Source organism: Devosia sp. 1635 (assembly GCF_013185955.1).
Taxonomy (GTDB): Bacteria; Pseudomonadota; Alphaproteobacteria; order Rhizobiales; family Devosiaceae; genus Devosia.
On record NZ_JABAOM010000007.1, the window covers coordinates 18,326 to 31,427 of the forward strand.

Sequence of the window (13,102 nt, forward strand, 5' to 3'; positions counted from 1 at the left end):
TTCCAACCACCGAAAGGGCCGACTTCATGGCAGTCTCGACATCTATTCCACCCCTGGGCCTTGGTACCTTTGGGCGCACTGGTCCCGAAGGAATCGAGGCGATCTCGACGGCGCTCGAGATCGGCTATCGCCATCTCGACACGGCGCAAAGCTACGACACTGAAGCAACGGTTGGCGAAGCCGTGCGGCGCGCGGGCCTCAAACGGGAGGAAGTGTTCATCACCACCAAGGTCGCCGATACGCGCCTTGCGCCGGCCGACTTCATGCCGAGCGTGCGCCAGAGCCTCGAGACGATCGGGGTGGACCAGGTCGATCTGCTGCTGATCCACTGGCCGGTACCCGAAGAAACGGTGCCGTTCGAAAGCTATATGAGCGCTTTGAAAGAGGCGCAGGACTCCGGCCATGCCCGGCTGATTGGCGTGTCGAACTTCACCATTGCGCTGCTTGAACGGGCTGAAAAGTTGCTGGGCAAGGGAGCGCTGGCGACCAACCAGGTCGAGATTCATCCCTGGTTGCAGGTTCCCAAGCTGCGCGACTACGCGCGGGGTGCGGGCCTGCAACTCACCGCCTACCAGCCCCTGGTCAAGGGGCAGGTCGCGAGCGATCCCGTGCTTGTCGGTATTGCCAGAGAGCTTGGCAGCAGCCCGGCGGCCGTGGCACTGGCCTTCCTCATGGCCGAGGGGCACATCGTCATTCCGGCCTCAGCCAGCCGTACCAATCTGGTCAGCAACTGGGCTGCCACCACCATCACCCTGACCCCCGAGCACATGGATGCCATCCGCCGGCTCGATCGCGGTTATCGCCACATCAACCCGACCAAGTCTCCGCGCTGGGACGACTGACGGGTTCGCTCGAGAAAGGTTTCTCCATGGGTTCAGTTTCCATTCGCGACGCTCGCAAATCCTACGGCACCGTCGAAATTCTTCACGGTGTTTCCATCGATATCGCGGACGGGGAGTTCGTGGTGCTGGTGGGTCCGTCGGGTTGCGGTAAATCCACCCTGCTGCGCATGCTGGCGGGTCTCGAAGATATTTCGGGGGGTGAGATCGCCATCGACGGCAAGGTCGTCAATGCGCTGCCTCCCAAGGAACGGGACATCGCCATGGTGTTCCAGAGCTATGCGCTTTATCCGCATATGACGGTGGCGCAGAACATGGGCTTTTCACTCAAGCTTGCTCGCGCCCCCAAGGACGAGATCAATCGCCGCGTCGCCGTGGCCGCCCAGATGCTCAGCCTTGATCCCTATCTCGATCGCTATCCGCGCCAACTTTCGGGTGGGCAGCGCCAGCGCGTGGCCATGGGCCGTGCCATGGTGCGCGACCCGAAAGTGTTTCTGTTCGATGAGCCACTGTCGAACCTTGACGCGAAACTGCGCGTCCAGATGCGCTCCGAGATCAAGCAGAACCACCAGCGCCTGAGCACCACGACGGTTTATGTAACGCACGACCAGATCGAGGCCATGACCATGGCCGACCGTATCGTCGTCATGCATGATGGCATTGTGGAGCAAATCGGCACGCCCCTCGAGCTGTACGACTATCCGGACAACCTGTTTGTCGCTGCTTTCATTGGCTCGCCCTCCATGAATATACTGGGTGGCAAGTTGCAGAGCGGCCAGTTCCTGGCCGCCGATGGCAGTGGCATTGCGCTGCCTTTCGCTCCGACAGGGATGGACGGGCGTGCCGTAAGCCTGGGCATCCGGCCCGAGCACTTCGTGCTCGATCCCACCGGATTTCCGGCCGAGATCATCACCGTTGAACCCACCGGCTCGGAAACCCAGGTCGCCATGCGGCTGGCCGGTCATGATGTCGTCGGTGTGTTCCGCGAGCGCATTACTGCGCGGCCAGGCGAAACTATCCCCGTGCGGGCCGACCAGGCGCGTATTCACCTATTCGACAGCCAAACTGGCAAGCGGATCCAGCAGGGCTAAGGCACTGCCGGGACTGACCCTTCGGGTCCTACTGCAACATGCCCGTCAGCCGGGCAACCATTCTTCCCTTCTCAAGGCGTTAGTTATGCAATCTCCCGAAGACATCAAGGACATCGTGCGTCCATCGCGCGCCCACTGCGAGGCGCTCGCCAAGATCGGCACCGCGACGGCGAGCAGCGAATTGAGCCTTCTCGGCATTCGCGACGCCCAAATCCGGGGGCCGCGACCGCTCAAGACCGGCCGTTCGGTCGCTGGGGCAGCGCTGACGCTGCAGATGATGCCCAAGCGCGAGGACCTTTATGGCTCGGACGAATATGAGAACCCGGAGCGCCAGCTGCACCGTCATGTCATGTATTACGCCCAGGATGGGGACATGGTGGTGGTGGATGCCCGCGGCGACATGGGGAGCGGCATTTTCGGCGAGATGATGCTGACCTATCTCGCCGGCCGGGGCGGCTCCGGCATCGTGGTGGATGGTTGCATTCGCGACTCCGCCGAAGCGGCCAAGCTCGACCTCGGTATTTGGGTCAAGGGCGTTACCCCGAACTACCATGCTCAGACCAATCTCATCCCCTTTGCCGTCAATGTGCCGATCGCCTGCGGCGGCGCTCTGGTGATGCCGGGCGATATCATCGTGGCCGATGATGACGGCGTCGTTGTGGTGCCAGTGGGGCTGGCCGAAAAGCTGATCGAAGGCGCCAGCAAGCATGCGGAGTGGGAAGAATTTGCACGATTGCGCCTGTCGCAAGGTGCCGATCTGCGCAAATATTATCCCTTGAGCGCTGAAGCTGAGCCAGAATATCAGGCCTGGCGGGCGGAGAATCCACTGCAGAAGTAAGGGACATGCAGCAATGTACAGCACGATGAACGGCTCGGCGCATCCATTGGCGCCGCCCGAGATCGCGGTCAAGGCAGTGCCTGATGATGAGCGGGTCTGGGTGCCGCAGGCGGAGGGTGTGTGGTTCCGGCCGCTGATGCTCAACACGCTGGTGGGACAGTGGTGCAATCTGTTGCGGGTGCGCCGCTCGGGGGTGCTGTCGCGGCACCTGCATCCTAACCCGGTGCATGGCTATGTGATCAAGGGGCGCTGGCATTATCGCGAGCATGACTGGGTGGCCGAGACGGGTTCTTATGTGTTCGAGCCGCCCGGCGAAATTCACACGCTGCTGGTGCCCGAGGATGTGGAGGAGATGATCACCTTCTTCAACATCACCGGCTCGATGGTTTATCTCGACGAGAACAACCAGCATGTCGGCTACGAGGACGTGTTCACCAAGATCGACATGTGCCGCGCCCATTACGACAAAATCGGGTTGGGGGCGGACTATGTCGACCAGTTCATCCGCTGAGACCGTGAATTACGACTGGGCCCGCGGCTGGTACGCGGGCAAGCGGGTGCTTGTGACTGGCGGCACTTCGGGGATCGGCGCCGCCGTGGCGCGGGCGTTTGTGCTTTCGGGTGCCCACGTCACTGCGACGGGCGTGGCGCAGCGCGAGATCGATGCGCTGTCCGGGGATGCGGATTTTGCCGGGGCGGAACTGGGCCTCCTCGATGTGCGCGATGCCGCGGCCATCGGAGAGCTCGTGGGCAAGCTGCCGGCGCTCGATATCCTGGTCAATTGCGCGGGGATGATCCGGCGGGGCGAGGAACTGGATCCAGAGGTGTTCGAGCAGGTGCTTGACGTCAATCTTAATGGCACGATGCGAATGTGTTCGGCGGCGCGGCCGCTGCTGGCGGCAGTTGGGCAGGGGAGCATCGTCAATCTTGCGTCCATGCTGTCGTTTTTCGGCGGTGGGCTGGTGCCGGGCTATGCGGCGAGCAAGGGTGGCGTCAATCAGCTGACCAAGTCGCTCGCCATCGCCTTTGCCAGGGACGGCATCCGCGTCAATGCGGTGGCACCGGGCTGGATCGCGACGCCGCTGACGCAGGCGCTGCGCGATGATCCTGCACGTTCGGACCCGATCCTGGCGCGCACCCCGATGGGGCGATGGGGCCGTCCCGAGGACGTGGCCAATGCGGTGCTGTATCTGTGCTCGCCGGCGGCCGGGTTTGTCACCGGATCGACGTTAGTCGTCGATGGCGGCTATTCCATCACCTAACGGGGCGAGATCCTCCCAGTCTTTATCCGCTTCAGAACAGCCCAACATCGCCGGAGTTCAATCGTGACACCCACCCCCCCAACGCTGGACGACCTGCTCGCCCAGGAGGCAGACCTGCTGTTGAGCCGCTTTGACTACGCCACGGCCTGGCAGATCGGCGCCTTTATCCAGGCGGAAGCGAGCCGTCGCAACCTGCCCATCGGCATTGAGGTGTCGCATGGCGCAACGCCCGTCTTCCTGGCGCTGATGCCAGGCTCGACGCCGGACAATGTGGATTGGGTAAGGCGCAAGCGCGCCGTGGCGCTGCGTTTTTATCACAGCTCACTCTATATGCGCCTTCTGTGCGAGAGCAAGCAGTGGAACTTTGCGGCTCGCTACCGGCTCCCCGACAGCGACTATGCCGCCAGTGGCGGCGGCGTGCCGATTTGCGTGCGCGATGTCGGGGTGGTCGGCGCCGTGGCGGTCAGCGGCTTGCCCGATGTGGAGGATCATCGGCTCGCGGTTCAGGCGCTGCGGAGCGTTGCTGCGCTGTCGTGAGCGCCGAACACAGCTTGCGGCTGGCGCGGCCGAGCCAGCGCCAAGAACGATGAAATGGAACTTCACCATGGCCTATGACGACACCGCCTTGCGGTCGATCCATCCCAGTTTGGCCGGGCGATCGGTCTTCATCTCGGGCGGCGGCAGCGGCATCGGCGCCGCGCATGTCAAAGCCTTTGCCGAGCAGGGGGCGCGCGTCGGCTTCGTTGATATCGCCCGGGACGAGTCTCAAATTTTGGTGGAAGCCGTGGTTGCTGCGGGTCATGAGCGGCCGGTTTTTGTTTCAGCCGATCTCACCGACGCTTCGGCCTTGCAGGACGCCATCCACACCATTGTTGGTGCCAATGGCAGCATCGATGTGCTTGTCAACAATGCCGCCAATGATCAGCGCCATAGACTAGATGACGTCACCTCCGAGTTCTTCGACGAGCGCATCGCCGTGAACCTCAAGCATTTCGTCTTGGCCGCCCGTGCGGTCGCTCCCGCCATGCGCGCCAAAGGTGGCGGCGTGATCATCAATACCGGCTCGATCAGTTGGCGCGGCGGTTTCAGCAACATGCCGCTCTACATGACGGCCAAGGCCGGCATCGAGGGCCTGACGCGAGCACTCGCCCGCGACCTAGGGCCGGACCGCGTCCGCGTTAATTGCATCATTCCCGGTTGGACCATGACCGAACGGCAATTAACCCTGTGGATTGACGATGCTGCGCTCCAGACCATCAAGGAGAAGCAGTGCCTACCAGACCCCGTTTACCCCCAGGACATCGCCAACATGGCCACTTGGCTTGCCTCGGACGACAGCCGTATGGTCACAGGCCAGATCATGGTCGTCGACGGCGGCTGGACTTAGCCTACATTGTCAGGCCGTCGCGGCAGGAGGATGGTTGAACTACCCCCGGGTCGTCGTGAGTTGGCCCCGCGCCATTACCGGCGCGAGGTCACCATCATTATAGCGATTTGACCGGGTTGAGGCCGTTCCTAGAGGGGGCCAAGGAAATGGCATTGCTCAGCGGACGGCCGAATTCGGGGATGCTGATCTCGAACACATCGCCGACCTGGGTCTTGATGCCATCGCCGAACGAGGCGACCGAAGTGCCCATGAACTGCACATGCACATCGCCAGGGCGCAGAAATTGGTCATACTTGAAGTGATGGTATTCGAGGTTGGCGAGGGAGTGGCACATATTGTCCTCCCCGGTGGGGAAAGACTTTTCCCACAGAGTTGCGCCGTCACGCAGGATACGGACATGGCCGACAAGATTTGACGGCAGGTCGCCGATGAGCAGCTCCGGACCATAGGCGCAAAAGCGCAGCTTGGAATGGGCGAGGTAGAGGTAGTTCTTCTTTTCGGTGACGTGGTCAGTGGTCTCATTGCCCACCGCAAAGCCGACGCGCCAGGGCGCGCCATCAGGGGCAATAACATAGAGCCCAACTACTTCGGGTTCTTCGCCCGAATCTTCGGCGAAGTCTGGCATCGGCAGCGGCTGGCCCGGACGGGACACGATAGCGCCGTCCCCTTTGTAGAACCATTCCGGCTGAACCCCGGCCTTACCGGCCTCGGGCTTGCCGCCTTCGACGCCCCACTTGAAGATGCGCATGGAGTCGTTGAGTTCAGCTTCGGCGCCAGCGATCTTGGCGTGCATCTGGCTGCGGGCCGCGGCGCTGCCCGTATGGGTCAGGCCAGTGCCGGCTATAACCGTATGGGCCGAATCTTCATGGTCGAGCGGCGGCAGGACGCGACCGGCTGCCAGGAGCGCATCGTAGTCATGCGTTTCGCCCGTGCCCCGAACCTCGACCTCTTCGGAGAGCGAATGGCCGGCAGCGATGGCGTCCAGCGCTAGCTGGCGGACCGTGGCCGTGCCGTTGAGGGTGAGAATGGCATTGCCGTCAACCACGCCAACGGCGCGCGCGCCATCGGTCGGCTCGAACTGAATCAGCCGCATGAAAAGTACTCCGTTATCTTTGAAATGTGGGGGCCCGTAGCTAGGGCCCAACTCGGAAGGCGGTTAGCCGCCTCCCGTCTGGGCTGCTTAATTGGCGCCCATGTCTTCGCGCGCCTGCTGGATAAGATCGGCGCCGATGGTTTCGGTGAATTCCGCGACGACGGGAGCGACGGTCTCGCGCATGCGTGCCATTTCCTCGTCGGACAGTCGGGTCACTTCCATGCCTTCTTGTTCGAGCAACCCGATTAGTCGGTCCGCATCAGTACGCGAAAGGTTGCGTTGGAAATCGGCGGACTCCCGGGCAGCTTCCATCACCAGCGCCTGATCCTCGGCCGGAAGGCTATCGAACCATGTTTTCGATGCCAGCAGCAGGTATGGCGTGTAGACGTGACCGGTCAGTGCCAGATGATCCTGAACTTCGTAGAAGCGGCTGGAATAGATCAGGCCTACAGGGGTCTCCTGAGCGTCCACGGCGCGGGTTTCAAGCGCCGTGAAGAGTTCAGGGTAAGGCAGGGGAACGGGGTTGGCGCCGAGTGCGGTGAAGGTGGAGATGAACAGCGGATTAGGAATGACGCGGATGTTGAGGCCGGCTACGTCATTAACCGAATTGATCGGGCGCACCGCAGTGGTCATGTGCCGGAAACCGTTATCCCAATAGGCAAGTCCTACCATGTTGAGGGCGTCGAGCTTGGCGAACAGGGCGTTGCCGACGCGTCCGTCCATGACCTTATCGACGGCTTCGAAATCGGGGTAGAAGAAGGGAAGGTCAAAGATCAAGTATTCGGGGATGGAGCCGACGAGGTTAGAGGTCGGTCCGACCATCATCTCCATGATGCCGCCCTGGAGCGAGGACTGCATCTGGGGCTCGTTGCCGAGCGTGCCATTGCCGAATTTTTGGATCTCAATGCGGCCTTCGGATTTTTCGCTCACCAGTTCGACGAACTTGTTGACACCTTGGCCGACGGGGTGATCCTCGGTCGGGACGTAGCCAATGCGGGCAGTCTGGGCTGTAGCGGGCAGGCCAGCTGCAACTAGCATCAGGGCAGTGGCGGTGAGCAGTTGCGTTAGCTTCATTGGTTCCTCCGGTTTTTTTGTTGGGTCGTTTAAAAGAACAAGGAAAGTGGGGCGGTAACGATGGCTGGGAACAAGATCAGCAAGATGAGCACGGCGCATTCGGCCAGCAGGAAGGGCAGGACACCCACGATCGAGCGTTCGAGCGGAATGCGGGCCACACCACTAACGGTGTTAAGCACTGCACCTACGGGAGGAGTGATCATGCCTATGGCGGCGCAGATGATGAATACGACACCAAAATAGATCGGGTCGATGCCGGCGGCGTTTACTACCGGCATGAGAACTGGCACCAAAATGGTGATGGACGGAGTAAAGTCGAGCACGCTGCCGATGATGAAGACGCCCAACATCATCAGGGCCATAACTAATATCGGCTGATCGATGAACGGGCTAAGCAGGCCAATCACTTGCGCCGGAACATTCGCCACGGTGATCAGGAATCCGCTGACGCTTGATGCGGCGACCAGCAGCATGATGATCGCGGTGAGCTTGGCCGAAGCCAAGAGGCAGTTGTAGAGGCCTCTGAACGTCATCTCGCGGTAAATCACCACGCTAACCAGCATGGCATATGCCGCTGCCACAATGCCGGCCTCGGTGGGGGTGAATACGCCCATGCGCAAGCCGACCACGATGATGACGGGAAGCAGCAGGGCCCAGATCGCCCTGCGGATGGCCGAGAGAACCTGACGGCCGCTCTGACGCGGCAGGGTTTGGACATTGTCCCGGCGCGAGATGAACCACCAGGCCGCGACGAGGCTCAATGCCATCAGCAGTCCGGGTACAATCCCAGCCATAAACAGTTTGACTATGGAAAGGTTGGCCGTAACGCCTAGAACCACGAATCCAATCGATGGCGGGATGACGGGGGCGATAATGCCCGTGGCAGCCATAAGTCCGCTGGTGCGCCCCACGTCATAGCCGGCCCGGACCATCAGGGGCATCAGCATGACTGCAAGGGCAGCAGTATCGGCAATCGCAGAACCGGAGAGGGAAGCGAGGATCACCCCCGTGCCAATGACGACATAACCCAAACCGCCACGCAGGTGCCCGAACATGGCCATTGCCACGTCCACGATGCGGCGTGAAAGGCCACCTGCGGTCATCAACTCACCTGCCAGGATGAAGAAGGGGATTGCCATCAGCGGGTAACTGTCCGCCCCGTCGATCATCTTCTGGGCCAGGAACTGGGGATCGGTGAGGCCCATGAACCACATCATGGCGACGGCACAAACCATCAGGGCAAAGGCGATGGGCATACCGATAGCCATGGCTACACCGAGCGAGCCGATAAGGACGACGAGGCTCATTGGCCAGCTCCATGACTCGCTTCGAGAGGCAGGGCCGCAGTGGTGAGTGCTGCATGATTGCCGCGGGCCGAACTAAATAGATTGAAGAGGAGGATGGCGGCCCACAGGAGTGCGGCGACGACACCCGAAGCGTAGATCAGGCCGGACGACACGCCCGAAAGCGGCAGGACGTTGTTCCAGTTGAGCTGCGTCTGGCGCAGGCACCCCCAGAACACCAGCCAGCAGCAACCCAACATCAAGAGGTGGGATATCCAGAGGACGCCCACGCGAGCACGAGTGGGCAAGCGGTTGATAACGGCGTCGACCGAAAGGTGAGCGCCTTCACGCAGAGCGACGACGCTGCCCAGCATGATGATCCAGACGAAGATCAAGCGAGATATTTCCACCGAGATGGGAATGCCCGAACGCAGGCCGTAGCGCAGCACCACGTTCCAGAAGACCAAGAGGCACATCACGGCCATGCCCAGGACGAGCAAATGCTCCATCCAGCGAAAGATGACGAATTTTGGCTTGTTCAACCCCAGCCCTCCTCATGCGCAAAGTGTCCGCCTTGAGATGGCGGGTCCTTGGATTACACGCATGCTGGTTTCTCTAGCGGCCGCTTACTAGCGTGTATAATGAGGTGTTCTGATAATGGTATGAGGGGGAGTTATATCAGTGCTGCCATCTTTGGATTCCATGGCGGCGCGCCTGCGCCTGCGCCATTTCCGACTGCTCATCGCGCTTGAAGACCACGGCTCCATCCAGAAGGCGGCCGACGCGGTGGCGTTGACCCAGCCAGGTGCGACCAAGGCATTGCAGGAAATAGAAGCTGCCATGGGCGAGCAGTTGTTCGTCCGCAACTATCGCGGCTTGGAGCCGAACGAGCTTGGACATTGCGTGATCCGCTATGCACGGATGGTGATGATGGACATGCAACACCTGCGCGACGAGATGAAGGCGGTGCTCGAAGGGGTCGGCGGGCGACTGTCAATCGGCATGATAATGGGCGCTGTTCCACTCGCCATGCAGAGCCTCTCCCGCTTGCTGCACAAGCAGCCCCAACTCTCGGTTCAGGTGCACGAGGATACCAGCGCCCGGCTACTTCATCTTATCGATGACGGCCGGCTCGACATTGCCATTTGCCGCACCAGCGTCAGCCACCGACCTGAACAGTATCACACGCTCAAGGTAAAGGATGAGCAGCTGTGCATTGCAGTCAGCGTGCAACATCCCTGCGCCAAGCTGAGCGCCGTGACTCTCGAGGATGTCGCAGACTATCCGTGGATCGTCTGCTCGGCCAATATGCCGATGCGCCGGCTACTCGAGCGCGAGTTCAATGAGTATGGATTGCAGTTCCCGACCAATCTGGTGGAAACCACGTCTGCCTTTGCTACCATGTCTTTAATGCGGCACAGTCATCAGATGGTAGCGCTGCTGTCGACCGACGTAGGTAATTTCTTTTCGCAATCGGCGGCGGTCCGCGTGCTGCCGGTGACCCTGCGCACACGCTCCGAGCCCTATATGCTGGTTACGCGTTGGGACCGGCAACCGTCTCCCGTCATGCGAATGTTCATCGAGCAGCTCAGCGACGCCAAGCTGGAATCTCAGGCGAGTATGTCCGTATCGATCCCGGCATGACACCGAACGGGGGAATCTCAGCGGCCTTGATCGGATACCAAAAAAGACCCGCACCGTAAAAGGTGTTGCGGCCCTCGGCATGCCGGCGCAGGTGCTCGGACCTTTGGAATGGTCCAAGCCGCTGTTCAGCACTGCGCCTGTTCCGGCAGTTCGACTGGCGCGGGGTGAGAAGTGTCAGGTCACTTTTGGTCGGAACGTCCACGGAGCCAAGACCGATGGAGGCCCAACCAACTACGCGCGCCTCGCGGCCCCATCCCTCAACTCGGGCCGGGGTCGCGCCGTTCGCGAATTGAGCCAGGCCAGCTTGCGGCCAAGCCGCTCTGCCAAAGCGGAGGAGATGACCCCAAGTCTGTAACAGATCTCTGTAGATGCAAGCCTTACCTGAAGGAACTCAGGTACCTTCCGGCGGAAGTAGGTCACGCGACCTTTCAGGCGCGTGTAATGTCCGGTGCGCATGTCGATGCATGCTCCCAACTGACCGGAACGACAGCTTTGGCTGCGAACATTGCTCCCCTGCAAATCCGCAAACCGAATCGTGTCTGGTGGCCAAACTGGTGGGAAACCACGCAGTCGGGCCGGCGGCGTTGGCACTAACCTGCTGGGAACAAAGAGTTTTGCTGAGAGTGTGGCTGGGGAACCTGGATTCGAACCAAGATTGACGGAGTCAGAGTGTTTGGCAGGGCCCAGTATTTCCGGGGCTGTCCGCTTCCATGTTGCAGCTATGTTGCAAACAGTGCGCGCTCAGCGGCAGCCATCTCCTCGCCTTCGTTCGCCGACGGAAACAGGTGGCCGTAGGTGTCGAACGTCACTTGGATTGAGCTATGGCCCATCCGAGTTTGGACGGCCTTAGCCGTGAGCTCGAGCCCGCCGTCCGACTTCCGGTTGATGCACCAGGAGGCATACCAGTGGCGAAGCGCGTGGAAGCCGGGGTACTTCGGCGCCAACACGGGCGTGCCGTCTTCCGTCTTCCCAGCCACCACGGTCACTCCACCGGCCAGCTGCGCCGGCCATAGGCCGCGCTGCACCATGTTGGGGTGATAGTCGCCTTTGCCTGACTGGTTCGGGAACGCCAACCCGGCGTCCGACTTCGGGCAGGCCAATTTCCACTCCCTGAGCGTGTTCACGACAATGGGGGGCAGGGGGATTGCTCGCTGTCCCGCCTCGCTCTTGGGCATGCCAATGTCGCCATAGCGGTCGGCTCGCTGCCGCACGTGCAGAATGGCGTTCCCGAGCTCAATGTCTTCCCAGCGCAGTCCGCGAGCCTCGCTGGCTCGAAGGCCTGTAAAGATCATCGTCACCAGCAAGGGCCGATAGCGGCCTGTTGCAGCATCAAGGATGGCACGGATCTCTGAGTTGGTCGGGATGTCCACGCCAACCCGAAGCTTGGCCTTGGCGCGCTTGTCTGACGTTTTGGTGCCAGACCGTGCGCGTGAAGCTTCGTGCACGGCATTGCGCACCACGAGGCCGCGGCCTTGTGCGTCCGCTAATATACTGCCCAGACTGACCGTTACCCGCTTCACCATTGCGGGCGAGCGGCCCGCCTCGCGCAGTTGGTCCTGAAACGCCCGTACCCACGGTACAGTAACCTTCGTCAGCTTGGTGGGGCCGACGAACGGCACTAGGTGCAGGTTCAGATGCTGGCGACGCTGGTCGAGGGAAGTCCGCTCAAGGCCGGCCGCGTCACCGGACTTCAGCCACAGCTTGCCCGCTTCCTCGATGGTGATGGTGGCGCCGTCGGCAACGTGGATGCCGTCGCGCACCTCGACAGTGGCATTCGCCGCAAAGGCGTCCGCCTCTTTCTTCTTGCCGAAGGTTTTCAGCCGGCGCTTGCCCTGGCCGTCGGCGTAGTCGACCACCCAGGCGGTTTTCTCGACGCCCTTGCTGATCCAGGTGCGCTTTCTTACGGACATTACAATGCACCTCTCGCCTTGGTTCGGCCGCGTCCGGTCTTCGGCGCGTCCGGATCCAGGCCGAGGCCTCTCAAACGTGCGGCCTCTTTGGCTTGCCGCGCATCGCGCTTGGCTCTCCATTGATCGAGATCGGACAGCTGTTGCTCCGGCTTTTGGGTGTCGATTGGTACAAAGCGGACCTCGCCGGGCGTAACAACGATCCCCATCGAAATGCCTGCAGCCGCAGCACCCTTCAGGATGCGGGTGACGTCGCCCTGGCGGATGAGCGCGGGCTTAGCGGCCATCTCGCTCACCTTTGCCGAGCCTGACGCCGTGCATTTTGAGAACCTCGAGAACGGCCTTGGTTGTCGCCAACGCAATGGCGCGCTCGATATCGCGGTCCAAGGAGTTCTCGTCCGCAACCAAATCAGCATCCAACTGGGTCGGCACGTACTCATCCCCAGCGGCGGAGGCAAGGTGCTCCAGATAGTCGGCATTCTCGCCTTGGAAGCTGTCCATCTCCAACGTTCGCTCCAAGCGGTGCACGATTTCTGCGTTCATCGAACGCTTATTCTTCTCAGCCTCCGCCTTCAGCACGTCCCGCATCCCCTCAGGGAAGCGGACTATGTACTGATCGAGCTTCCGACTGGGGGTGTCCTGCGGTGCCATCAATCTATCCTCGCAACATCTATATCGCAATAG

At 61.3% G+C, this 13,102-nt stretch carries 15 protein-coding genes; 8 read left to right on the top strand and 7 right to left on the bottom strand.

Going from position 1 to position 13,102, the window contains the following annotated elements; all coding sequences use genetic code 11:
- Positions 1–26: 26 nt before the first annotated feature.
- The 7 genes from HRU92_RS19185 to HRU92_RS19215 all read left to right on the top strand — a co-directional run bounded on the left by HRU92_RS19185 (position 27) and on the right by HRU92_RS19215 (position 5,417).
- Positions 27–842 (top strand): aldo/keto reductase, encoded by an 816-nt coding sequence (locus tag HRU92_RS19185; RefSeq protein ID WP_172125448.1) that lies wholly within the window; start codon positions 27–29, stop codon positions 840–842.
- A gap of 26 nt (positions 843–868) precedes the next feature.
- Complete coding sequence (gene ugpC, locus HRU92_RS19190) at positions 869–1,930, top strand: sn-glycerol-3-phosphate ABC transporter ATP-binding protein UgpC (RefSeq protein WP_172125446.1); 1,062 nt, start codon at positions 869–871, stop codon at positions 1,928–1,930.
- 85 nt (positions 1,931–2,015) lie between these two features.
- Complete coding sequence (locus tag HRU92_RS19195; RefSeq protein ID WP_172125444.1) at positions 2,016–2,768, top strand: ribonuclease activity regulator RraA; 753 nt, start codon at positions 2,016–2,018, stop codon at positions 2,766–2,768.
- Positions 2,769–2,781: 13 nt separating this feature from the next.
- Entirely contained in the window at positions 2,782–3,279 is a 498-nt protein-coding gene (locus tag HRU92_RS19200; protein ID WP_248307269.1) for a 2,4'-dihydroxyacetophenone dioxygenase family protein, read from the top strand.
- The gene (locus tag HRU92_RS19205; RefSeq protein ID WP_172125442.1) at positions 3,257–4,030 is read left to right on the top strand and encodes an SDR family oxidoreductase; all 774 of its coding nucleotides are present in this window, start codon (positions 3,257–3,259) and stop codon (positions 4,028–4,030) included. Before HRU92_RS19200 ends, HRU92_RS19205 begins: the two co-directional genes overlap by 23 nt.
- A gap of 63 nt (positions 4,031–4,093) precedes the next feature.
- Entirely contained in the window at positions 4,094–4,567 is a 474-nt protein-coding gene (locus tag HRU92_RS19210) for a heme-degrading domain-containing protein (protein WP_172125440.1), read from the top strand.
- A 67-nt stretch (positions 4,568–4,634) separates the two neighbouring features.
- Positions 4,635–5,417 (top strand): SDR family oxidoreductase, encoded by a 783-nt coding sequence (locus HRU92_RS19215; RefSeq protein WP_173088915.1) that lies wholly within the window; start codon positions 4,635–4,637, stop codon positions 5,415–5,417.
- Positions 5,418–5,514: 97 nt separating this feature from the next.
- On the opposite strand, the gene araD1 is transcribed toward HRU92_RS19215, so the two are convergent.
- The 4 genes from araD1 to HRU92_RS19235 form a co-directional block, all read right to left on the bottom strand.
- Positions 5,515–6,510: an AraD1 family protein gene (gene araD1, locus HRU92_RS19220; RefSeq protein ID WP_172125436.1), complete on the bottom strand. Its 996-nt coding sequence runs from the start codon at positions 6,508–6,510 to the stop codon at positions 5,515–5,517.
- An 87-nt stretch (positions 6,511–6,597) separates the two neighbouring features.
- Positions 6,598–7,584 carry a TRAP transporter substrate-binding protein gene (locus HRU92_RS19225; protein ID WP_173088917.1) on the bottom strand — a complete coding sequence of 329 codons (987 nt, stop codon included), beginning with the start codon at positions 7,582–7,584 and terminating at the stop codon, positions 6,598–6,600.
- Positions 7,585–7,613: 29 nt separating this feature from the next.
- Positions 7,614–8,891 carry a TRAP transporter large permease subunit gene (locus HRU92_RS19230; protein WP_172125432.1) on the bottom strand — a complete coding sequence of 426 codons (1,278 nt, stop codon included), beginning with the start codon at positions 8,889–8,891 and terminating at the stop codon, positions 7,614–7,616.
- Positions 8,888–9,409 (bottom strand): TRAP transporter small permease, encoded by a 522-nt coding sequence (locus HRU92_RS19235; protein ID WP_172125430.1) that lies wholly within the window; start codon positions 9,407–9,409, stop codon positions 8,888–8,890. The genes HRU92_RS19230 and HRU92_RS19235 overlap by 4 nt, the downstream gene beginning before the upstream one ends.
- A gap of 160 nt (positions 9,410–9,569) precedes the next feature.
- On the opposite strand from HRU92_RS19235, the gene HRU92_RS19240 reads away from it, so the two are divergent.
- A complete protein-coding gene (locus tag HRU92_RS19240) occupies positions 9,570–10,511 on the top strand; it encodes a LysR family transcriptional regulator (RefSeq protein ID WP_172125509.1) in 942 nt (313 codons plus the stop codon).
- 719 nt (positions 10,512–11,230) lie between these two features.
- Here the strand turns inward: HRU92_RS19240 and HRU92_RS19245 are convergent.
- Genes HRU92_RS19245 through HRU92_RS19255 form a run of 3 tightly spaced genes read right to left on the bottom strand, consistent with a single transcriptional unit; the run spans position 11,231 to position 13,069 of the window.
- Positions 11,231–12,421 (bottom strand): site-specific integrase, encoded by a 1,191-nt coding sequence (locus HRU92_RS19245; RefSeq protein ID WP_173088919.1) that lies wholly within the window; start codon positions 12,419–12,421, stop codon positions 11,231–11,233.
- Positions 12,421–12,705, bottom strand: a complete 285-nt coding sequence (locus tag HRU92_RS19250) for a hypothetical protein (protein ID WP_173088921.1) — start codon at positions 12,703–12,705, stop codon at positions 12,421–12,423. Before HRU92_RS19250 ends, HRU92_RS19245 begins: the two co-directional genes overlap by 1 nt.
- Complete coding sequence (locus tag HRU92_RS19255; RefSeq protein ID WP_173088923.1) at positions 12,695–13,069, bottom strand: Arc family DNA-binding protein; 375 nt, start codon at positions 13,067–13,069, stop codon at positions 12,695–12,697. The genes HRU92_RS19250 and HRU92_RS19255 overlap by 11 nt, the downstream gene beginning before the upstream one ends.
- Between the last annotated feature and the right edge of the window lie 33 nt (positions 13,070–13,102).